Origin of the sequence: Pseudomonas cremoricolorata DSM 17059 = NBRC 16634, from assembly GCF_000425745.1 — a bacterium.
GTDB classification, from domain to species: domain Bacteria; phylum Pseudomonadota; class Gammaproteobacteria; order Pseudomonadales; family Pseudomonadaceae; genus Aquipseudomonas; species Aquipseudomonas cremoricolorata.
This window is the reverse complement of the sequence record NZ_AUEA01000016.1, coordinates 76874-97776: the sequence shown is the minus strand read 5'-3', so window position 1 is coordinate 97776 and position 20903 is coordinate 76874. Positions and strand designations below refer to the sequence as shown.

Here is a 20903-nt window from a genome sequence, read left to right as displayed (position 1 = left end):
TTTGTTAAAGAGCGTTTGGTTGAGCCTTTCGTCTCAACCGAGGCGCGCATTCTACGCTTTCCTCTAAGTCTGTCAAGCGTTTATTTCGAAGTATTTTGCGAGAATCTCGTTCAACTTCAAACACTTGGCTCGCTGCGATCGCTCGTAGCGGGAGGCGAATCATACAGCGTTAAACAACGCTGTCAACCACCTTTTTCACCGCTATCGATCAGCAGATCGAAGCACTTTCAGCACCACCTGAACAGCTAACTCGTTGAAACTCAAGGAGTTTTCCGTTCCGTTTGCCCCGGAAGTGGTGCGCAGTATAAAGAGATTCCGAGGGCGGTCAAGCACTTATTTCAAATCATGCTTATGCATAGCGCGTCTTGCTATCAATAGTCGGGCCCCCTTGAGCGCCGCCTGAACATTGCGCACTATAATGCGCACTCATTTCCCATGGACCGCCCACCTGCGATGAATACCAACACTCGCAACCTGACCGGCACGCTGTTCCCGGTAGGTTTGCTATTGATAGCGATGATCTCGATTCAGTCAGGCGCTTCACTGGCAAAAAGTCTGTTTCCGCTGGTGGGCGCCCAAGGCACCACCGCGCTTCGACTGATCTTCGCCAGCGTGATAATGGTGGCTTTATTGAGGCCCTGGCGAGCGCGACTGGACCGCGCCGCCCTGCGCAGCATCATCATCTATGGGATGGCACTGGGCGGCATGAACCTGATGTTCTATATGTCAGTACGAACGGTTCCGCTCGGCATCGCGGTAGCGCTGGAGTTCACCGGCCCCCTGGCGGTTGCCTTGCTTGGATCACGCCGCGCCCTGGACTTCGTCTGGATCGCGCTGGCGATCATCGGGCTACTGCTGCTGGTGCCATTGGGCAACTCAACGGCTGCAGTCGATCCTGTGGGGGCTTGTTACGCACTGGGTGCCGGCGCCTGCTGGGCACTCTATATATTGTATGGGCAGAAAGCCGGAGCAGAGCATGGGGTACAGAGTGCTGCCCTGGGCGTGGTCATTGCCGCGCTGTTCATCGCACCCGTCGGAATCGTTCATGCCGGCAGCGCGCTGCTGAACCCGGTACTGATTCCGGTGGCTCTAGGTATTGCCATTCTCTCCACCGCCCTGCCCTACAGCCTCGAGATGATCGCACTGACGCGTTTGCCTGCGCGCACATTCGGGACGCTCATGAGCATGGAGCCTGTCATTGCAGCGCTATCCGGATTGATTTTTTTGAGCGAGATGTTGACCAACATCCAATGGCTGGCAATCCTGGCGATCATCACCGCATCGGTGGGTGCCACTTTGACGATGAGGCGCCAGGTGCCGGCCCCCATCGCAGCGGACTAAGATGAGAATCGTTTACTTCTGAAACAAAATCCTTTGTTTCAGTCATGAGCCTGTCTTAAGCTGTCTGCGACTTTAACCACCTCAGGCTGTAAGGACCGCGGCCTAAGTTGCAGCTCGGACATGCGTGCTGTAATCACGATAACCTGGGCCGATGTGCGGTCAGTATTAAGGACAGGAATGAAACGTCTTATACTCATCCTGGCCATCCTGGCGCTAGCTGGGTGTGCCGCCACTGCAAAAACCGAAGTGAAAAGGGGCAAGAAGGGACTGCATATCAACTGTTCTGGCCTTTCTTCTTCCTGGGACAGGTGCTACGACAGGGCGCAAAGCGCTTGCAGCAGCAAAGGGTATAGAGTCGTGGCGCGCTCGGGAGAAGCCGACGGCGAACCGGGTGATTATCTCTTCGGCATCAATCCCGCCGGCTATACCAGCCGCAGCATGATCGTGATCTGCAAGTGATCGGTGACGGGGCAGCGACACGCTGCCCCGCCCGCCTCTAGATTTGCTGCGTGTTTCGTTCAAGCCAAACCAGCGCGTCGCGCTCGAGCAGCGGAGCGAGACGCTCGAATACCCTTCGGTGGTACTCGTTCAGCCAGGCCTTTTCCCGAGCATCGAGCATGTCGATCATCAGGCAGCGGATATCGATCGGGCACAGGGTCAACGTTTCGAAATCAAGGAATGTTCCAAAGTCGCCCGCACCTACGTTTCGCGTCGCGACCAGGTTCTCGATTCTCACGCCCCATCTTCCAGGGCGGTAGGTGCCGGGCTCGATCGAGGTGATCATCCCGGGGCGCATCACGGTCTGCTCGCTGGCATTCGCCCGAAAAGCGATACTCTGCGGACCCTCATGAACATTGAGAAAGTAACCTACCCCGTGTCCGGTACCGTGACCGTAGTCGACCATTTCCGACCATAACGGCGCCCGTGCGATCGCATCGAGCATCGGCGCGCGAATACCTCTGGGAAAGCGCGCCCGTGACAATGCGATCAAGCCCTTCAATACTCGCGTGCAGTCTTGCTTCTGCTCGATGCCCGGCGTGCCGATGGCCACCATTCGGGTGATATCAGTCGTGCCGCCCAGGTATTGGCCACCGGAATCCACCAACAACAAGCCATCGCCTTCGATGACCGCATGAGACTCTTGCGTAGCGCGATAGTGAGGCATCGCGCCATTACTATTGAACGCCGCGATGGTTGCGAAGCTCGGCGATACGAATCCCTCACGCCTTGCCCGGGCGGCAGTGATCTGCTCGTCGATGGTCAGTTCAGTGATCGTGCATTTGCCCTGATGTGATTCGAGCCAGGCAAAGAACTCACACAGCGCAGCGCCATCCTGCTCCATGAAGTGACGCACATGCTTGATGTCCTGCTCAGGCTTGCAGGCCTTGCTTAGTTCTATAGGGCTGACGCCCTTGACCTGCACCACCCCGCTGGGCAGGTGGTCGATCAGTCCGATGGTGACACGACGTGGGTCGATCAACAGGCGAGTGCCTGTCGGGAGCTGCCCGAGCCCTTGAGAAACACTTGCGTAGTCGCGCAACTCCACGCCATCGGCTTCCAGCGAGCGGCGCAGGGGCTCAGCAATCTTGCTTCTATCGACGAACAATGTCGCGGTGTGCTGCTCAATCAACAAGAAGGCCAGGAACAGCGGATTATAGGCAATGTCACTACCGCGCAGATTCAGTAGCCAGGCGATATCGTCGAGTGCAGCGATCAGATGCGCGTCGCTGTTCATGTCACCCAGGCTCTCACGCAATTGTCCGAGCTTCTGATTGCGCTTGAGGCTCACATAGGACTCTGGATGCTCATACACAGGGGCTGCGGGCAGAGCGGGCCGGTCGGACCAAACCTCGGTAAAGAGGTCAGCTTGGGTCGACAACGTGACATCGCGCTTGTGCAACTGTGGCTCGAGCCACTGGGCGGTGGTCAGCGCCAATACCTCGCCATCGACACCCACCACCCCGCCTTGCGGCGTGTGCTCGACCAGCCACTGCGTCGCATCCGGCTGATCAGGTCCGGCCTTGACCAACTGAATGCCGCTGCCATCGAGTTCCGTGGCAGCCTGCTCCCAATAGCGGCTGTCGACCCAGAGACCGGCATAATCCGCTGTCACCACCAGCGTCCCGACAGACCCCTGAAAACCTGATAACCACTGACGAGCCTGCCAGTGTCCAGGCAGATACTCAGAGAGATGAGGGTCGGCGGAAGGCACCAGCAGCGCGTCGATCTTTTCCCGCTGCATGACGCTACGCATCCGCTGGAGACGCTGAGGCACCGTTGACAAAACAGGCGACTGATTGTTCATGCACACTCCGACTGCGATTTGATCAAGCGCCCTACTCTAGCAGCGCTGAGCTCGAGGATTTCCAGTAGCGGGTGGCCAAGCGCTAATAAGGCAGATTCAACAACACTTAGCGTCTTTTCCTACAAAAGCACATCACCTTGTAAAAGGAAGGCACACCCGCTGACCTGCATCTCAGATCACCACATTGCGCACGAACCGCACCAGCGATGACTCATCGTTTCGATAGCTGTAGCGGCAGTTGCTGGCGAAGACGTGAAACTCTCCAGCATGCACACGCCGCTCGACGTCCTCGATGACCAAGGTCAGGCACCCTTCGGCGACATAGATCTGCTCGCTCCAACCCTCGGCATCCGCCTCGCTGAAATAACATTCACCCGGTTCCAGTCGCCACTCCCACAGTTCGACTTCCCGCGTGGCCTGGCTGGCACCCAGCAGCAGCGCCTTGCTGCCAGCCGATCGGCCGGCCCACGCCAGCTCATTGATACGGCTCAGATCTCGCTGGTCGGGCGCCTGCACCAGTCTGCTGAAAGGCACAGCGAGGGCCGCCGCGATCAAATCCAGCGTGGCGAGGCTGACGTTCTTTTCACCGGCTTCGATCGCGACCAGCATGCGCCGACTGACCCCCGAGCGCTCGGACAAGGCCGATTGGCTGAATCCTGAGTCGACACGCAGTTGGCGGATATTCTGGCTGACGTGCTGGAGCACGGAGCCTGGTCGCTCGGAATGTGTGTGCATCGAATCACCCATCAACTGATAGTGCGCAGTATACTGCGCATCTCGCGGCGAGTGTGCGCCGCCCATTTCGAGCGTGCAACACCATGATTGGCAATACCAACTCCAGCCGCCTCAACGTGACGCTCAGGGTCAGCAAAGCGGAGTGCGTGCTGCTGTTCATTACCATGCTGTGGGGCGGAACGTTTCTGCTGGTGCACAACGTCATGAAGGCCAGTGGACCCATGTTCTTCGTAGGCCTGAGGTTCGCCGCTGCGGCGCTGTTCGTCAGTCTGCTGTGCATGCGCAGTTTGCCGCGACTGACGATGACAGAGCTCAAGGCGGGCATATTGATCGGTGTCACCATCATGCTCGGTTACGGTCTGCAGACCATGGGGCTGCAGACGATCAGCAGCAGTCAGTCGGCGTTCATCACCGCGCTGTACGTGCCATTCGTACCGCTTCTGCAATGGTTCGTGCTGGGACGCCGTCCCGGCCTCATGCCCAGCCTGGGGATCGCACTGGCGTTCGTTGGGCTGATGCTGCTGGCGGGCCCTGAGGGCGGCATGCTCAAGCTCAATGAGGGCGAAGTGGTGACGCTGATCAGCGCGGTCGCGATCGCTGCCGAGATCATTCTGATCAGCCGCTACGCCGGACGCGTCGACGTACGCCGCGTGACGGTGGTGCAACTGGCCACTGCCTCGCTACTGTCCTTTCTGATGATGCTGCCAACCCAGGAGTCGGTGCCCCAGTGGTCGACGCTGCTGGTGGCCAGCGCCCTGGGCCTGGGGGCCATGAGCGCGATCATTCAGGTGGCGATGAACTGGGCACAGCGCTCGGTATCACCGACACGCGCTACGCTGATCTACGCGGGAGAGCCGGTATGGGCGGGTATCGTCGGTCGCCTCGCTGGTGAGCGTCTGCCGGGGGTTGCCTTGATTGGAGCACTACTGATCGTACTGGCGGTGATCGTCAGCGAACTGAAATTCAGCCGACGCGACACAGCGGCCAAATGCATTGAACCCGGTCAGCTCGATGGTGACAAAACGTAGCAACGATCCCACCGCAGCGCTGCCTCTACGTAAAGAAATGTCATAAAAAATCATTGGGTTGCCGCTGTTTTGTAGGATTCTGCGACAGCTTACGTGTTGGTTCTCAACAATCCGGCACGTATTATCCCCTGCAAACTCCTGCCGATTGGAACGCTATGTCTTTGATAGTGCTATTGCTTCTGCCCTTCATGGGCAGTTGCCTGGCGGCTGTCCTGCCGCACAACGCGCGCAACGCCGAGTCCATTCTTGCGGGGCTCGTTGCCTTGGTCGGTACCGTCCAGGTGGCGCTCATGTATCCGCAGATCGCCGATGGTGGCGTCATTCGGGAGGAGTTTCTGTGGCTGCCGAGCCTGGGCCTGAACCTGGTCTTGCGCATGGATGGCTTCGCCTGGCTGTTCAGCCTCCTGGTGCTGGGCATCGGTACCCTGGTATCGCTGTACGCGCGCTACTACATGTCGCCGCAAGACCCGGTGCCGCGATTCTTCGCCTTCTTCCTGGCCTTCATGGGCGCCATGCTTGGCGTGGTGATCTCCGGCAACCTCATTCAGCTGGTGTTCTTCTGGGAACTGACCAGCCTGTTCTCTTTCCTGCTTATCGGCTACTGGCACCACCGTGGCGATGCTCGGCGCGGTGCGTACATGGCACTGATGGTGACCGGCGCCGGGGGCTTGTGTCTGCTGATCGGTGCTCTGCTGCTGGGTCATGTGGTCGGCAGTTATGACCTTGGCGATGTGCTCGCAGCGGGCGATGTGATTCGCCAGCACGCGCTTTATCCGGTGCTGCTGCCACTGATTCTGATCGGCGCGTTGAGCAAGAGCGCGCAATTCCCGTTTCATTTCTGGCTGCCCCATGCCATGGCGGCGCCGACACCGGTGTCGGCTTATCTGCACTCGGCGACGATGGTCAAGGCTGGGGTGTTTCTGCTGGCGCGGCTGTGGCCTGTGCTGTCAGGCAGTGAAGAGTGGTTCTGGATCGTCGGCGGTGCAGGCGCGTGCACCCTGCTGCTGGGCGCCTTCGCCGCGATGTTCCAGAACGATCTGAAAGGACTCTTGGCCTATTCGACCATCAGTCACCTGGGTCTGATCACCTTGCTTTTGGGTCTTAACAGCCCGCTGGCGGCGGTCGCCGCGGTTTTCCACATTCTCAATCACGCCACCTTCAAGGCGTCGCTGTTCATGGCGGCTGGGATCATCGACCATGAAAGCGGCACCCGTGACATACGGCGCCTAAGCGGCCTGATTCGCCTGGTGCCCTACACCGCCACGCTGGCGATGGTCGCCAGTGCCTCGATGGCCGGTGTGCCGTTGATGAACGGTTTCCTCTCCAAGGAAATGTTCTTCGCTGAAACGGTGTTCATCACCTCCAGTGCCTGGGTCGAAATTGCCCTGCCAGTGATCGCCACACTGGCCGGCACGTTCAGTGTGGCCTACGCCCTTCGCTTCACGGTCGACGTGTTCTTCGGGCCGCCCGCCCAGGATCTGCCACATACGCCACACGAGCCGCCGCGCTGGATGCGCGCGCCGGTGGAACTGCTGGTGCTCACCTGCCTGGTAGTGGGCATATTCCCAGCGCAATCGGTCGGCCCTTTGCTCGCCGCCGCTGCGCTGCCGGTTGTCGGCGGTACATTGCCCGAATACAGCCTGGCTATCTGGCACGGCTGGAACGCACCCATGGTCATGAGTCTGGTGGCGATGTCGGGCGGCGTAGTGCTGTACCTACTATTACGCAAGCAATTGCGACGTGGCCGCTTCCCCTGCCCACCTTTGATCGGACGTCTCGACGGCAAGCGCATGTTCGAGCACGGCCAGGTGCGCCTGATGCTGCTGGCACGGCGTACCGAAGAACTGATGACCAGCCGACGTTTGCAGACGCAGTTGTTCATGCTGGTGGTAGCCGCCTTCCTCGCAGGCCTGGCGCCCATGCTCTACAGCGGCCTGAGCTGGGGTGAGCGACCGAAAATTCCTGGCTCCGGCGTGTTCGTCGCGTTGTGGCTGATCGCCATTGCCTGCGCCATTGGCGCCGCCTGGCAGGCCAAGTATCACCGCTTGGCAGCCCTGATCATGGTCAGTGTCTGCGGACTGATGACCTGCATAACCTTCGTCTGGTTCTCTGCACCGGATCTTGCCCTGACCCAACTGGTGGTCGAGGTGGTCACCACGGTGCTGATTCTGCTCGGCCTGCGCTGGTTGCCTCGACGCCTGGAAGGGGTTTCGCCGCTGCCCGGCAGCCTGGACAAGGCGCGCATGCGCCGCTTGCGCGACCTGGTGCTGGCCATTCTGGTCGGCGGCGGCATGGCGGTGCTGTCGTACGCCATGCTCACGCGGCCGACGCCGAACGTGATTTCCTCGTTCTATCTCAGCCGTGCACTGCCTGAAGGCGGCGGCACCAATGTGGTCAACGTGATGCTGGTGGACTTCCGCGGCTTCGATACGCTTGGGGAAATCACCGTGCTGGTGGCCGTGGCGCTGACCGTATTCGCCCTGTTGCGTCGTTTCCGCCCGCCCAAGGAGAGCATGCAGCCGCCTTCGCAGCAGCGCAGGCTGGCGCCGGATGTCATCACCGACCTGGTCAACCCGCGCCACGCTGCCGATACGGCGCTGGGCTTCATGATGGTGCCGGCGGCGCTGGTTCGTCTGTTGCTGCCGATGGCACTGCTGGTGTCCATGTACCTGTTCATGCGCGGTCACAATCAGCCAGGCGGTGGTTTCGTCGCCGGCCTGGTGATGTCGGTGGCGTTCATCCTGCAGTACATGGTGGCTGGCACGCAGTGGGTCGAAGCGCAGATGAGCCTGCGTCCCTTGCGCTGGATGGGTACCGGCTTGCTGTTCGCCACCCTCACCGGGGTGGGTGCGATGGTCATGGGCTACCCGTTCCTGACCACCCATACGGCGCACCTGCACTTGCCGGTGCTGGGCGATATGCATGTGGCCAGTGCCCTGTTGTTCGACGTCGGCGTATTCAGTGTGGTGGTGGGGTCGACCCTGCTGATTCTTACCGCACTGGCCCACCAGTCGGTGCGCGCCTATCGCCCCGGCGGCCCCGCCAAAACCAGCCAAGCAGGAGCCGCCTGATGGAAGAAGTGATTGCAGTTGCTATCGGCGTGCTTGCCGCATCGGGGGTGTGGTTGATTCTGCGCCCCCGCACCTACCAGGTGATCATGGGTTTGTGCCTGCTGTCGTACGGCGTCAACCTGTTCATCTTCAGCATGGGCAGCCTGTTCATCGGCAAGGAGCCGATCATCAAGGATGGCGTTCCACAAGACTTGCTCAACTACACCGACCCGCTGCCGCAGGCCCTGGTACTCACCGCCATTGTCATCAGTTTCGCCATGACCGCGTTGTTTCTGGTGGTCATGCTGGCTTCACGCGGCCTGACCGGCACCGACCATGTCGATGGCCGGGAGCGTGACGAATGAGCGCCATGAACCAGATGATCGTCCTGCCGATTCTGTTGCCGCTGCTGACTGCGGCGCTGATGCTGATGCTCGGCGAGAAACACCGCCAGCTCAAGGCGCGCCTCAACCTGCTCTCCAGCACCCTGGGCCTGGGCATCGCCGTCACGCTGCTGCTGTGGGTGAGAAACCAGGGCGCTGCCGAGTCCATCGGCGTCTATCTTCCCGGCAACTGGCCGGCGCCCTTCGGTATCGTGCTGGTACTGGATCACTTGTCAGCGCTGATGTTGACCCTGACCGGGGTGATCGGGGTCAGCGCACTGCTGTTCGCGCGGGCGCGCTGGGCCAATGCTGGCGCCAGCTTCCATGCCCTGTTCCAGGTGCAATTGATGGGCTTGTACGGTGCCTTCCTGACCGCCGACCTGTTCAATCTGTTCGTATTCTTCGAGGTGCTGTTGGCCGCGTCCTACGGCCTGTTGCTGCATGGTTCGGGGCGTGCCCGGGTGCGGGCGGGCCTGCACTACATCGCCATCAACCTGTTCGCCTCGTCGCTGTTTCTGATCGGTGCGGCCATGCTCTATGGCGTTACGGGCACACTGAACATGGCCGATCTGGCACTGAAGATTCCGCTGGTGCCGGAGGCCGACCGTGGCCTGCTGCATGCGGGTGCGGCCATTCTGGCCATGGCGTTCCTGGCCAAGGCGGGCATCTGGCCGCTGAACTTCTGGCTGGTCCCAGCCTATGCCTCGGCCAGCGCGCCGGTAGCAGCGCTGTTCGCCATCATGACCAAAGTGGGCTTCTACGCGACACTGCGTCTGTGGACCCTGCTGTTCTCGGGTCAGGCCGGCGCATCGGCGCACTTCGGTGGGCAGTGGCTGATCTACGGGGGGCTGGCGACACTGGCCGTGGCTGCCGTGTCGATCCTCGCCGCGCAACGTCTCGAGCGCATGGCTGCGCTGAGCATTCTGGTCTCGGCCGGCACCCTGCTGGCGGCCATCGGTTTCGGCCAGCCGATTCTCACTGGCAGCGCGCTGTTCTATCTGGTCAGCTCGACCCTGGCGCTCAGCGCACTGTTCCTGCTCGCCGAACTCATCGAGCGCTCGCGCTCCGCCAATGAACAGCCTCTGTACGAAGAGGAAGACGCACTTCCTTCACCACTGGAATCACTGCATCCGCCCAAAGGCATCAACTTGGACGATCAGCAAAAGGTCGTGGTCGGTCAGATCATCCCCTGGACCATGGCCTTCCTTGGCCTGAGCTTCATTGCCTGCGCGCTGTTGATCATCGGTATGCCGCCGCTTTCCGGCTTCATCGGCAAGCTCGGCCTGATCAGCGCCCTGTTCAACCCGCTGGGCCTGGGTGTCGAACCTGAGCAACCGCTGTCGCCTGCCGGCTGGACGCTGGCCACGCTGCTGATTCTTTCCGGCATGGCGTCGCTGATCGCGTTCGGGCGAGTGGGTATTCAGCGCTTTTGGAAACCGGAAGAGCGCCCTTCACCGGTGCTGCGTCGCTACGAATGCCTGCCCATCGTCATTCTGCTGGGGCTGTGCCTGATCCTCAGCGTCAAGGCAGAGCCGCTGCTGCGCTATACCCAGGACACGGCGGCGAGCCTGCAAACGCCTGAGCGCTACATCAATGCCGTGCTGTCCAGCCGTCCGCTGCCAGGCCCGACCACACAGAATGCCGAGGTGCAGCCATGAGCCGAGTGTTCCCCGCCCCGCTGCTGTCGCTGGCGCTGTTCGTCTTATGGTTGCTGCTCAACTTGTCAGTGAGTGCCGGCAACATCCTGCTGGCAGCCATCCTGGCGATCTTCGCGCCCTTGCTGATGGCGCCGCTGCGTCCGCAACATGCCCATGTGCGGCGGCCTTGGGTGGTGATCAAACTGGTTTGCCGGGTTGGTCTGGATGTGCTGCGCTCCAACCTGCAGGTGGCCATCGGCGTGCTGCGCTGCGGCATTCGCCCTCCGCACTCTGCCTTCGTGCACATTCCGCTCGACCTGCGTGACGCCCATGGGCTGGCGGCGCTTTCGATGATCACCACTGTGGTGCCAGGCACCGTCTGGTCGGAACTGGCGCTGGACCGCAGCACTCTGCTGCTGCATGTCTTCGATCTGGACGACCAGGACGCCTTCATCGAGCACTTCAAACGGGTCTATGAGCGTCCACTGATGGAGATTTTCGAATGACCGGGCTGCTTGCCAACGCCGTACTCGCCAGTCTGTTCATCCTCATCATCGCGATGGCCCTGGCGCTGGTGCGGCTGTTCCGCGGACCCTCAGCGCAGGATCGGGTGCTTGCGCTCGACTACCTGTACATTCTGGGCATGTTGATGATGCTGGTGCTGGGCATCCGCTACGCCAGTGACACCTATTTCGAAGGCGCTCTGCTGATTGCCTTGTTCGGCTTCGTCGGGTCGTTTGCCCTGGCCAAATTCCTCTTGCGCGGCGAGGTGATCGAATGACCCAGACCCTACCCTTCTGGCTGGAACTGACCACCGCCGGCCTGCTTCTGGCCGGCAGCCTCTTCGCCATGCTGGGCGCGCTGGGGCTGGTGCGTCTGAAGGATTACTTCCAGCGCATGCACCCGCCTGCGCTGGCCTCCACCCTCGGCGCCTGGTGCGTGGCGCTGGCCTCGATCCTGTATTTCTCCGGGCTCAAGCAAAGCCCTGTGCTGCACGCCTGGCTGATTCCGATTCTGCTGTCGATCACCGTTCCGGTCACCACCCTGCTGCTGGCCCGGGCGGCGCTGTTTCGCAAACGGGCTGCCGGGGAAGATGTGCCGGAAGAGGTCAGTGGCCGCGACGGCGGCAATTAATCCTGGCGCTCAGCCAGACGTTGCAGCTCACGTCGGACCATGGCCGCATAGGCCGCAGGGGTCAGTTGGTACAACTGACCCGCTACCCAGTTCAACCAGCCCCCCTGCAAGTCGCTCCGGCGTGCCCACCATCGCTCAGCCAGCGCAGTCGCCTGGCGCTGGTGCTCGAGGTGAAACGCAGCGCGCCCTGAAGGGCCGCCTGCAGGGTCGCTCATTCGCTGGCCTTGAAGGTGGTCAGCTCACCCTTGCGCCATTTGGCGACCTTGCCGGTCACTGCCTTGAGCTGCTTGCCCATGCCCTCGGTAATCTGCTGCTGGGCCGCGAATATCAGCATCACCGTATGGCCTTCACGCAGCACCACGCCGTCGCCTTCTGCAGTCGAGACGAACGCATAGTCGCCAATGTCGTAGATGGTGAACTTGAGGTCACGGAAGCGCACTTCCAGTTTGCCGCCTTCGCGGCTGGGCAATACGGCGGCGCGGAAATGATCACCGACCTTGAGCTCCAGGTGCTGTTTGTCGTCTACCACGAGCGCACTTTGCAGATCGATTTCGGCCATGTACAGGCCCTCAGGGTTTTGCTCTGTCACATACACGAAGCGTCCCTGAAACAACCTGACCATCCTGGCCCGTACATCGCCCAGAACAAACAGCGCATGGGTATCCAAACTACTGACTGCCAATGAAGGAATCCTCGAGACGGTTACAACCACTCCTGACGGTGCGCCAATGCACTCGCCAAGCGGCCGAACTTCAAAATGAAGTGGAAGACTACTGATCCCTGTCTATAGCGTCTGTCGAAGTCGACGACGCACTTCGCAAGAATGATTACATCCTCACGCAGGCTTCTTCCTCAAATAGGCGCTTGGCATTTTCTATTGGGAAGAAGCGCAATGTCTGACAACACGTTGGTCAGGAAAGATGCGATAGATGTGCCCCGCTTCAGGCTGGAACCGCCCGGGGCATTCATTCATCCGTTGCAGGGGAACGAATATGCACGAAAACAGCGAAAGTCGTCGAGAGTTTCGACACTTTTCTTACTGCCAAAATGAAAAAGCCCTACCGCGATTCGTGGTAGTTCCTGCCGGTATCGAGTTCTTCCACATCACCGAACAGGCCACTGGACGGGTCAGAGGCTTCCGCCGTCGACATCTCGATGCCTGCCTGTTAGCGCGCTCGCTGGAACGCTGAACAGCCACAAGCCCCTGCACGAACGGCAGGCATGTAAACGACAAAAGCCCCCGCAGATCGCATCTGCGGGGCTTTTGTACTGAAACGCGCTTCAGACTTGACGCAGGTGGCGATCAAGCTGTTCGTGGCGCTCCTGTGCTTCGATGCAGTACTTGGTGGTCGGGCTGATCAGCAGGCGCTGCAGGCCGATAGGCTCGCCGCTGTCATCACACCAGCCGAAGCTTTCATCGCCAATTCGGCCCAAGGCCATTTCCAGCTGCGGCAGCAGGCGCTGATCGCGCTCGATGGCGTTGACCAGCCAGTGCCGCTCTTCCTCGACCGATGCGACGTCGGCAGGGTCGGAGGGGGTATCGAGGCTCTCGATGGTGTCGCGGCTGAGTTGGATGCGCTCGTGGGTCTCAACTTTCATCGCTTGCAGCAGCGACGTGAAGAATGCGAGCTGATCGGCATTCATGTAGTCATCGGCCGACATGGCCAGTAACTGTTCCTTGGTCATCGACTTCTCTATGAAAAAAGGTGCATTTGGGCGATTCGGATGTCGCGGGCGACGGGCACCGGCAACGGAATTCTTCAAGCGCCAATCAGGCACTCTTTTACAGGGGGCGGCAGTCTAAGGTGCCACGTCGCGGTGGGCAACCTAAATGAACGCCAATTGGCCGATTTCCGCAGGACAGCGGCCGAGCGGTCCGCGAGTTCAACTCAGTAGCTGACTGAGCACGGCGCGCAACTTGCCGGGCTTGACCGGTTTGTTGAGCAACGGTGCCTCAAGCGCCTGAATCGCGCGTTGGCTCTGTTCGCTGCGATCGGCGGTAATCATCACGGCGGGGATATGACAGGCGAAATGGCCGCGCAGTTCACGCACCACGTCACAGCCCGTGCGCCCGAGGTCGAGATGGTAATCGGCGAGCACCAGTTCCGGCGCCCGGCCTTCGAGCACCTCGAGCGCTTCCTCGAGGTCGGTGGCGGTCAGCACCTGGCAGCCCCACTGCGCGAGCAACGTGGCCATGCTCAGGCGAATGCTCAGTTCGTTGTCCAGTACCAGCAGGCGCCTCCCCGGCAGCGGATCACCCAGCAGCGGCGCCGGCAGCAGGTTCAAACGTGGCGCCGGTGACTCGCTGGACAGCGCAATGTCTATGGCGAACACCGAGCCGTGCCCTGGCCACGAGCGCACCGTCACCGGGCAACGCAGGATACGCGCGATGCGCTCGACGATGGCCAGGCCCAGCCCTACCCCTTTGCGATCTGCCGCGCGCCCGACATCCAGCTGGTTGAACTCAAGGAAGATCGCCTGCAAGCGGTTGCGGGCAATGCCCCGGCCGCTGTCCCAGACCTCGATACGCAAGTGCGCACCGCGGCGGCGCCAGCCCAGCAGCACGCCGCCGCGCTCGGTATAGCGGCAGGCGTTGCTGAGAAAATTGCGCAGAATCCGTGTCAGCAGGCGCAGATCGGTGTGCAGCACCGCAGTTCCGCCCCTGACCCGCAGGCCCAACCCGGCCGCTTCGGCCACCGGCTGGAACTCGGACGCCAGCGGCAGCAGCACCTCATCGAGCCGATACAGGTCGAGGTCGGGGGTGATGTTGGCCTGATCCAGGCGAGAAATATCCAGCAGGTCGGTCAGCAGGTCTTCGGCCCCCTCAAGGGCCTGGTGAGCACGCTCCACCAACAGTTGCTCGGCCGTTGCCAACGGCCGCTCACGCAAGGTCGAAATCAACAAGCGCGCGGCATTGAGCGGTTGCAGCAGGTCATGGCTGGCAGCGGCCAGGTATTTGTCCTTGCTCAGATTGGCCGCCTGCGCGGCATCGCGCGCCTCGATCAGCTCGTTGGTGCGCTCGGCCACGCGCTGCTCCAGCTGGTCATTGAGCTGCTCCAGGCGCGACTGGGCCTGCTTGCGCTCGGTGATGTCGGCGACAAAGCCCTCGACCACACCCGGTTCGTCCGGGCGCATCAACAGGTTCATCAACACATCCAGGCAACTGCCATCGCGTCGGCGCAGGCGCGTTTCATAGCCGAGCAAGGCTTGCTCTCGCTGCAACACCTCGACGATGGCCAGCAGTTCGCTGGAGCCACCTTCGAACAGCCGGCCGGCAAGCTCGGTACGGGAAAACATCACCGCCAGCGGATCGGCGTAGCCCAGCATGCGCGCCAAGGCCGGATTGGCAGCGCGCATGCCTTCGGCGACGCTGGCCTGGAAAATGCCATGCACCGCGTGTTCGAACAGCCATTTGTAGCGATTGCGTTCGGCCTCGAGCTCCTCCAGGCGCACCGCGAGCTCGGGGTAATGACTCTTGCGCACGGTGTGGTTGGACAGCCCGAGCAACCCAGCCAAGGCATCGGCGCTGGGCTCAGAGGGCCTCGCCATAGACCACCTCGACATCACGCAGACTCGAGCTGCGCGGATTGGTGAGGATGCACGGATCGCCCATGGCATGGCGCGACAAGAACGGAATATCGCTGCTGCCCACCCCATGCAGGCCCAGGGTTTCGTGGAAACCCACGGCGCGCTTCAAGGCGATCAGGTGTTCGACCAGGCGCTGGCGCACCTGGTTGTGGGTCAGGCCGCGGCAATCGATGCCCAGGGTCTGGGCGATCAGCTTGAAGCGATCAGGCGCGGCGCTGTAGTTGAAGGCCACCACGTGCTCGACCAGCACCGCGTTGCACAGGCCGTGGGGCAAGTCGAGAAAACCACCCAGGCTATGGGACATGGCGTGCACCGCGCCAAGGATGGCATTGGAAAAGGCCAAGCCGGCCTGCATGCTGCCCAGCATGACTTTCTCGCGCAGGCCAATGTCAGCCGGGTTGGCGATCATTTCCACCAGGTTGCCGTTGATCAGGCGCATGGCTTCAAGGGCATGGGGGTCAGTCAGCGGCCCGTGGCCGGTGGACACGAACGCCTCGATGGCATGCACCAGGGCATCGATGCCGGTACAGGCCGAGAGGAACGGGTCCATGCTCAAGGTGGTTTCCGGGTCGATCAGCGAGACATCAGGCACCACGGCCTTGCTGACAATGGAAAACTTCATGCGCTCCTGTTGATTGGAGAGGATGACGAACTGCGAGACGTCGGCCGAGGTACCGGCGGTGGTGGGAATCAGGATCAGCGGTGGGCTCGGCACGCGAATGGTGTCGACGCCTTCGAACTCGAGAATGTGCCGGCCATGGGCGACCACGATGCCGATGCCCTTGGCGCAGTCCATGGGGCTGCCGCCGCCGACCGCGACGATGACATCGCACTGCTCGCTGCGATAGCGCTCGGCCCCGGCCATGACTTCCTCGATGCGCGGGTTGGGCGAGACATCGCTGTACAGGCAGTAGTCGATGCCTTGGCCCTGCAGGCTGCGTTCGACATCCGCCACCCAACCGGCAGCCGTCACGCCAGGGTCGCTGACCAGCAACACCTTGCGCGCGCCGAAGGTGCGGGCATAGTTGGCGACATGGTGCCGGCAGCCGGCGCCAAAGATGATTTCCGGTGAAACGAACTTGCGCAGCTGACTCAGATTCGCGCTCATGAAACGCCTTTTATTGTTGTTCTGTCCTTGTGAGCGTGAGCCTAATTCATCTGCGGCGCTTTGCAATCAGACCTTAGCGGGGGCGAACCTTTCACCGGCTCGCCCACACGCCGCGTTCAACGGTTGGCGAAGTACATGGTCACTTCAAAGCCGATACGCAAATCGGTGAATGCCGGTTTTTTCCACATGGTTCGATCCTCTGGCTGGTACCGCGACACTGCGGTACCAGCAGTGATACACCCTCGATGCACGTCTGGCTTTGCTACTTTGGCACTGCTGTAGCGTTCGTGCTTGGCTCAGAACGACAACCAGACGATGAACTGCAAGTACACGTTGGTATCGGCGCTACCGCTCTGCACACCGCCGTTGCCCTGCCATTTGTCGGGCTTGTAGAAGCCCACCAGCGGCGACAGGGTGACGTGGTCGGTCACTTGCCAGTCGAGGAACAGGTCGATCTCGCGGGCGCTGAAGTCCAGCTCATCACGGCGTGACATCTGCTTGAAATCGAAAGCCATGGCGTTGAGGGTCAGGCGCTCGGTGGGTTTGAGTTGCAGCAGCACGTCGTTGATTTCCATGTTGGCCGTCACCGAACCGCCATAGTTGACCGCCACCTCGCCCTGGTAACGGCCGCGGTAGCCGCCCTGGAAAAAGAAGTCCCAACCTTCGGAATAGCGCGAGTAGCGGTAGCTCACGGTGGGTTGCCAGGGCGCATCGACGAAGGTGTAGCCGGCATCGAAGAACATGCCGCGCTGCGAGCCGGAGCGTTTCTCCTGGCGCGCCACTTCGAAGGCGAAATCGGCGTTGTCGATGCCGGCGTTACCCTGCCCGCGAATGCTGTAGATGTTCATGCCCTTGCGCTCGCCGCGGTCGCCGAACACGTAGCGTTGGTCGACATCCAGCCCGCGCACGTAGGTCGAGCCGAGCGAGCCGATCGGTGTGCTGTAGTCGACCGTGGCCACGGCCATCTCGGTCTTCGACTGCCCGGGGTTGTCCGACTTCAGCCAGATCAAACTGCCATGCAAGCCTTCAGTGCCGCCAAGCTTGAGCACCGCCGTATTGCCAAAGGCCAGGCGCTGGCCGAGGTAGAACGCGCCGCCGCGGTCGAAGCGCCCGTCGCTGACACCCGGAATCGGGCTGAAGGCCTTGCCGGTGTTGAAGCCATCGTCTGTGATCAGAAAGCCGTCCACCGTGACCAGTTGCCGGCCAAAGGAGAAGTCCACACCGTCCTGCCCGAGCCAGGCAATCGCATCCCCAGAACGCCAGCCCAGAAAGGCATCTTCCAGGGCGCTGGTGCGCTCGGTGCCGGCGGTGATTGCGCCGATATCACCGTCGCCCCAGGTGCCCGAGCTGAGCATGCTCACCCCGCCATACACCGAGCCCGCCCCGAGCTTGTCGGTGCTGCCGGTCAGGCCGTACTTGGCATAACCCTCCTGCCAGTGCATGCGCCCCGGATAGTGCTCCGGGTCGCCGCGGTAATTGCGCGAGGCGCTGTACCAGCCAAAGCCTGCGCCGAGTTCTGCGTTGAGCACCGTGGCGCCGTCGTTTTCGTTGTACAGCTCGTACGCCTGGGTCGGCGGCGTCAGCGCACAGAGTGCGAGCAACGGCAATAACGACGGACGGCGGGAAATGCGCATGACGTCTCTCCTGTTCTTATTGTTGTGAGGCGAGCGCTGAGTGTTCGACCTGGCGCGGGCGAGCGTTAACCCAAATCAGCACATGCAGGCCTTGCTAGGCCAGCGCCATGCCCATCGGCAGCAGTTGCCGTTTTCGGATACGGCCAGGTGCCGGGCTGGTCGTAGGCTGGGCGCATAAGAACGTATAAGAACCGAGGCGCTCGCCATGAAACCGATGTCATCCCTGCGCAAGGGCCTGGGCTTGCTGGCCCTGGTCACCTGCATCGCGCTGCCCGCCGTTGCCACGGCGCACCACTCCTTCGCCATTTTCGACCAGACCAAGACCATCACCGTCAAAGGCGTGGTCGCCCGCTTCGTGTGGAGCAACCCGCATATCTCGATCTATTTCGATGTGCCTGGCCCGCCCGAACAGCAGCTGAAAATCGAGACCGGCAGCGTCAACGCCATGAGCCGCGCCGGCTGGAAAGCCGGCTCGATCAAGGCAGGCGATGCCGCCGAGCTGACCTTCAAGCCGCTGAAGAACGGTGACCCCGGCGGGCTGCTGGTAGAGATCAAGACCGCTGAGGTGACGCTGTCTGGCGGTGGCTGAGGCCGCCCCTTCCTGCGCGTGAACATTCCCCTGGCTGGAGACGCTGGCAATGAAATCGACCCACCGCAACGCCCTGGCCTGCACGGCCCTGGGCCTGATCCTCAGCACCCTGAGCACCCTCAGCGGTGCAGCGCCCGACGCGGCAAAAGCAAGCCCGCGCGCCGACATCAGCGGCACCTGGGAGCGCACCCCGGACGACTGGTTCGGCGAGGACCCGGACGACCCGGTACACCCCGGCGGCCCGATGCCGCTCAAGCCGGCCTATGCCCGTGAATACGCCGAGCTGAAAAAGCGCCAGGCTGCCGCCAACCAAGCCGGCACACCGCTGGTCACCACCAGCTCGCGCTGCCTGCCCGAAGGCATGCCGGTGATGATGGCGGCGCTGTTTCCCATCGAGATCATTCACGACGACAAGCAAGTGATCGTGCTTGGCGAATACCTGCAGCAGGTGCGGCGCATCGTCCTCAACGAGCCGATGCCGCCGCTCAAGGATCTGGACCCCAGCTACCAGGGTTATTCGCGCGGTCACTGGGAAGGCGACACCCTGGTGGTGCAGACCCGCGGCGTGCGCACCGACGATGTGATGTTCTACGACGTGCCCCACGGCAGCGAGATGACCATCACCGAGCGCCTGCGCCTGAAAAGCCCCGACCTGCTGGAGAACCGGGTGCAGATCGACGACCCGCAGGTGCTCACCGGGCCTTATCGCTTCACCTTCGACTACAAGCGCTCGGACTACCGCATTCACGAATACGTCTGCGAGAACAACCAGCTGGAAGTCGACAGCGACGGCAAGACCCACCTCAAGCGCGACTGACGCTACCGCCCACCGACCCATTCAAGGAGGTTGCCGATGCCACCCCTGATGCCCTGTGCCCGCACTCGCCTGTTGCCTGGCGCCCTGCTCGCGCTGCTGCTGAGCAGCCCTGCCTTCGCTGAAGTCCCGCGCATGCCCAGCGTCAGCGCGGTGCCGCCATCAGGCCAGTTGCCGCTGTCGTCGGCCAAGCGCCAGGGCACCGAGTACAGCGATCTTGCGCACTACGGCTACGTCGAAGAAGAGTACTACCTGCAAGGCACCGCCCCGGCCATCACCGCCGCCGGCAAGGTTCTGCTCCAAGCGCCGTACACCACGCGGATACTGGTGCGCAAACCGGCCGATCCGGCACGCTTCAACGGCACCGTGGTGATCGAGCCGTTCAGCTGGTTCGGTGAGCGCGCTGCCGGCTGGATTCTGACCCGTGATTACCTGCTGCGCCGCGGCTATGCCTATGTCGGCTACACCCTGAACATCAACAAGCCCGAGGTCGACCCCAAGTTCATCGCCGCCACGCCCGAAGACACCGCCGCGCAGATCGCCCAGTACGGGCGCATCGTCAACTTCGACTTCATGCGCCGCTTCGACTACGCCCGTTATGCGCCGCTTGCCAGCTACTACGACCCGCAGCGGTTCCAGCGTGGCGATGGCCCCGACCCCTTCGCGCCGCAATCCCAGGGCATCGGCGCGCAGTTGGCGCTGCTGCTCAAGAGCAACGAGGCCCACGGCCCGCTGGCCGGACTCAAGGTCGAGCGGGTGTATGTCGACAGTTGGGCCGTCACCGCGCAGGTGTGGATGGACTACCTCGACCAGGGCCGTCACCAACAGTGGCGCATGCCCGACGGCAGGCCGCTGATCGACGCCTACATGACCGGGCGCATGGCCTACGGCGAAGTCGGCGGCGAGGTGCTTCGGGTGCCGCGACAGATGCCGGATGACGTGCCCTTCGTCACCGTCTACAGCCAGTCGGAACTGATGCACGACGTACTCGAAGGCATCGCCCTGCCCGCCGACAGCGACCAACCCAAGCTGCGCTACTTCGAGGTGACCGGCATGCCGCACCTGCGCCTGGCCGACCTGGGCACCGAGCACACCGAACAGGTGGCCGCCGACATCGGCAAGGGCGACGACCCGCAATGCCGCACGCTGTCTGACGAGCCGGTGCAACTGGTGGTCGCAGCGCTGCTCGACGGCATGGACCGCTGGGTTCGCGAGGGCACGCCGATGCCCAAGGCGCCACGGGTACTGCGCGAGGGCAAGACGGTGGTGCGCGATGCGGCCACCGGCAATATGCAAGGCGGTGTACGCCCGCCCTGGGTGCAGGTGCCCAGCGCCACCTACCTGACCGACCAGGAAAGCGGCTGCGGGCTGATCTACGACACCAAGGTGCCCTACTCGGCGCAGCGACTGCGCCAGCGCTACGGCAGCTTCAGCCAGTACCAACAGGCCTTCGACGACGCCAAACGCGCCTCGGTCGAGCAAGGCTACCTGCTGCCCGAAGATGCCGCGGGCCTGCGCCCGATCGCGGCACCCGAGGATTTCTAACCCCGTTCGCTG

At 62.0% G+C, this 20903-nt stretch carries 21 protein-coding genes; 12 read left to right on the top strand and 9 right to left on the bottom strand.

Annotated elements, in window-relative coordinates; all coding sequences use genetic code 11:
• Positions 1-453 precede the first annotated feature (453 nt).
• Complete coding sequence (gene rhtA / locus H618_RS0117670; RefSeq protein ID WP_028696329.1) at positions 454-1341, top strand: threonine/homoserine exporter RhtA; 888 nt, start codon at positions 454-456, stop codon at positions 1339-1341.
• Between the two features lie 177 nt (positions 1342-1518).
• Complete coding sequence (locus H618_RS0117665) at positions 1519-1800, top strand: hypothetical protein (RefSeq protein ID WP_028696328.1); 282 nt, start codon at positions 1519-1521, stop codon at positions 1798-1800.
• 37 nt (positions 1801-1837) lie between these two features.
• On the opposite strand, the gene H618_RS0117660 is transcribed toward H618_RS0117665, so the two are convergent.
• Together H618_RS0117660 and H618_RS0117655 are read right to left on the bottom strand one after the other, a co-directional pair.
• Complete coding sequence (locus H618_RS0117660) at positions 1838-3646, bottom strand: aminopeptidase P family protein (RefSeq protein ID WP_028696327.1); 1809 nt, start codon at positions 3644-3646, stop codon at positions 1838-1840.
• A 171-nt stretch (positions 3647-3817) separates the two neighbouring features.
• Positions 3818-4381 carry a helix-turn-helix domain-containing protein gene (locus H618_RS0117655; RefSeq protein ID WP_028696326.1) on the bottom strand — a complete coding sequence of 188 codons (564 nt, stop codon included), beginning with the start codon at positions 4379-4381 and terminating at the stop codon, positions 3818-3820.
• Positions 4382-4464: 83 nt separating this feature from the next.
• On the opposite strand from H618_RS0117655, the gene H618_RS0117650 reads away from it, so the two are divergent.
• From H618_RS0117650 to H618_RS0117620, 7 genes are all read left to right on the top strand, one after another.
• Positions 4465-5409 (top strand): DMT family transporter, encoded by a 945-nt coding sequence (locus H618_RS0117650; RefSeq protein ID WP_028696325.1) that lies wholly within the window; start codon positions 4465-4467, stop codon positions 5407-5409.
• 155 nt (positions 5410-5564) lie between these two features.
• Positions 5565-8480 (top strand): monovalent cation/H+ antiporter subunit A, encoded by a 2916-nt coding sequence (locus H618_RS0117645; RefSeq protein ID WP_028696324.1) that lies wholly within the window; start codon positions 5565-5567, stop codon positions 8478-8480.
• The gene (locus H618_RS0117640) at positions 8480-8824 is read left to right on the top strand and encodes a Na+/H+ antiporter subunit C (protein ID WP_028696323.1); all 345 of its coding nucleotides are present in this window, start codon (positions 8480-8482) and stop codon (positions 8822-8824) included. The genes H618_RS0117645 and H618_RS0117640 overlap by 1 nt, the downstream gene beginning before the upstream one ends.
• Positions 8821-10500: a monovalent cation/H+ antiporter subunit D gene (locus H618_RS0117635; RefSeq protein WP_028696322.1), complete on the top strand. Its 1680-nt coding sequence runs from the start codon at positions 8821-8823 to the stop codon at positions 10498-10500. The genes H618_RS0117640 and H618_RS0117635 overlap by 4 nt, the downstream gene beginning before the upstream one ends.
• Positions 10497-10985: a Na+/H+ antiporter subunit E gene (locus H618_RS0117630; protein WP_028696321.1), complete on the top strand. Its 489-nt coding sequence runs from the start codon at positions 10497-10499 to the stop codon at positions 10983-10985. The genes H618_RS0117635 and H618_RS0117630 overlap by 4 nt, the downstream gene beginning before the upstream one ends.
• A complete protein-coding gene (locus tag H618_RS0117625) occupies positions 10982-11260 on the top strand; it encodes a K+/H+ antiporter subunit F (protein ID WP_028696320.1) in 279 nt (92 codons plus the stop codon). The genes H618_RS0117630 and H618_RS0117625 overlap by 4 nt, the downstream gene beginning before the upstream one ends.
• Positions 11257-11613, top strand: coding sequence for a Na+/H+ antiporter subunit G (locus tag H618_RS0117620; protein WP_028696319.1), 357 nt, complete (start codon positions 11257-11259; stop codon positions 11611-11613). The genes H618_RS0117625 and H618_RS0117620 overlap by 4 nt, the downstream gene beginning before the upstream one ends.
• Here H618_RS0117620 and H618_RS0117615 read toward each other — a convergent pair.
• From H618_RS0117615 to H618_RS0117590, 7 genes are all read right to left on the bottom strand, one after another.
• Entirely contained in the window at positions 11610-11828 is a 219-nt protein-coding gene (locus H618_RS0117615; protein WP_028696318.1) for a hypothetical protein, read from the bottom strand. The genes H618_RS0117620 and H618_RS0117615 overlap by 4 nt on opposite strands.
• Positions 11825-12295: a hypothetical protein gene (locus H618_RS0117610; RefSeq protein WP_028696317.1), complete on the bottom strand. Its 471-nt coding sequence runs from the start codon at positions 12293-12295 to the stop codon at positions 11825-11827. The genes H618_RS0117615 and H618_RS0117610 overlap by 4 nt, the downstream gene beginning before the upstream one ends.
• 599 nt (positions 12296-12894) lie before the next feature.
• Positions 12895-13299 carry a TraR/DksA family transcriptional regulator gene (locus tag H618_RS0117605; protein ID WP_028696316.1) on the bottom strand — a complete coding sequence of 135 codons (405 nt, stop codon included), beginning with the start codon at positions 13297-13299 and terminating at the stop codon, positions 12895-12897.
• Between the two features lie 198 nt (positions 13300-13497).
• The gene (locus tag H618_RS0117600; RefSeq protein WP_028696315.1) at positions 13498-15162 is read right to left on the bottom strand and encodes a PAS domain-containing hybrid sensor histidine kinase/response regulator; all 1665 of its coding nucleotides are present in this window, start codon (positions 15160-15162) and stop codon (positions 13498-13500) included.
• A complete protein-coding gene (gene ercA, locus H618_RS0117595) occupies positions 15146-16309 on the bottom strand; it encodes an alcohol dehydrogenase-like regulatory protein ErcA (protein ID WP_028696314.1) in 1164 nt (387 codons plus the stop codon). Before ercA ends, H618_RS0117600 begins: the two co-directional genes overlap by 17 nt.
• Before the next feature lie 116 nt (positions 16310-16425).
• The gene (gene pqqA / locus H618_RS22610) at positions 16426-16497 is read right to left on the bottom strand and encodes a pyrroloquinoline quinone precursor peptide PqqA (protein ID WP_009394664.1); all 72 of its coding nucleotides are present in this window, start codon (positions 16495-16497) and stop codon (positions 16426-16428) included.
• Positions 16498-16605: 108 nt separating this feature from the next.
• Positions 16606-17943: an alginate export family protein gene (locus H618_RS0117590; protein ID WP_028696313.1), complete on the bottom strand. Its 1338-nt coding sequence runs from the start codon at positions 17941-17943 to the stop codon at positions 16606-16608.
• Between the two features lie 205 nt (positions 17944-18148).
• Here H618_RS0117590 and H618_RS0117585 point away from each other — a divergent pair, with 205 nt between their 5' ends.
• From H618_RS0117585 to H618_RS0117575, 3 genes are read left to right on the top strand one after another with little or no spacing between them, the layout of a single operon-like run.
• Complete coding sequence (locus H618_RS0117585) at positions 18149-18532, top strand: DUF6152 family protein (RefSeq protein WP_028696312.1); 384 nt, start codon at positions 18149-18151, stop codon at positions 18530-18532.
• A 49-nt stretch (positions 18533-18581) separates the two neighbouring features.
• Entirely contained in the window at positions 18582-19349 is a 768-nt protein-coding gene (locus H618_RS0117580; protein ID WP_028696311.1) for a hypothetical protein, read from the top strand.
• Between the two features lie 36 nt (positions 19350-19385).
• Positions 19386-20891, top strand: a complete 1506-nt coding sequence (locus H618_RS0117575) for an alpha/beta hydrolase domain-containing protein (protein ID WP_028696310.1) — start codon at positions 19386-19388, stop codon at positions 20889-20891.
• The last annotated feature ends 12 nt before the right edge of the window (positions 20892-20903 follow it).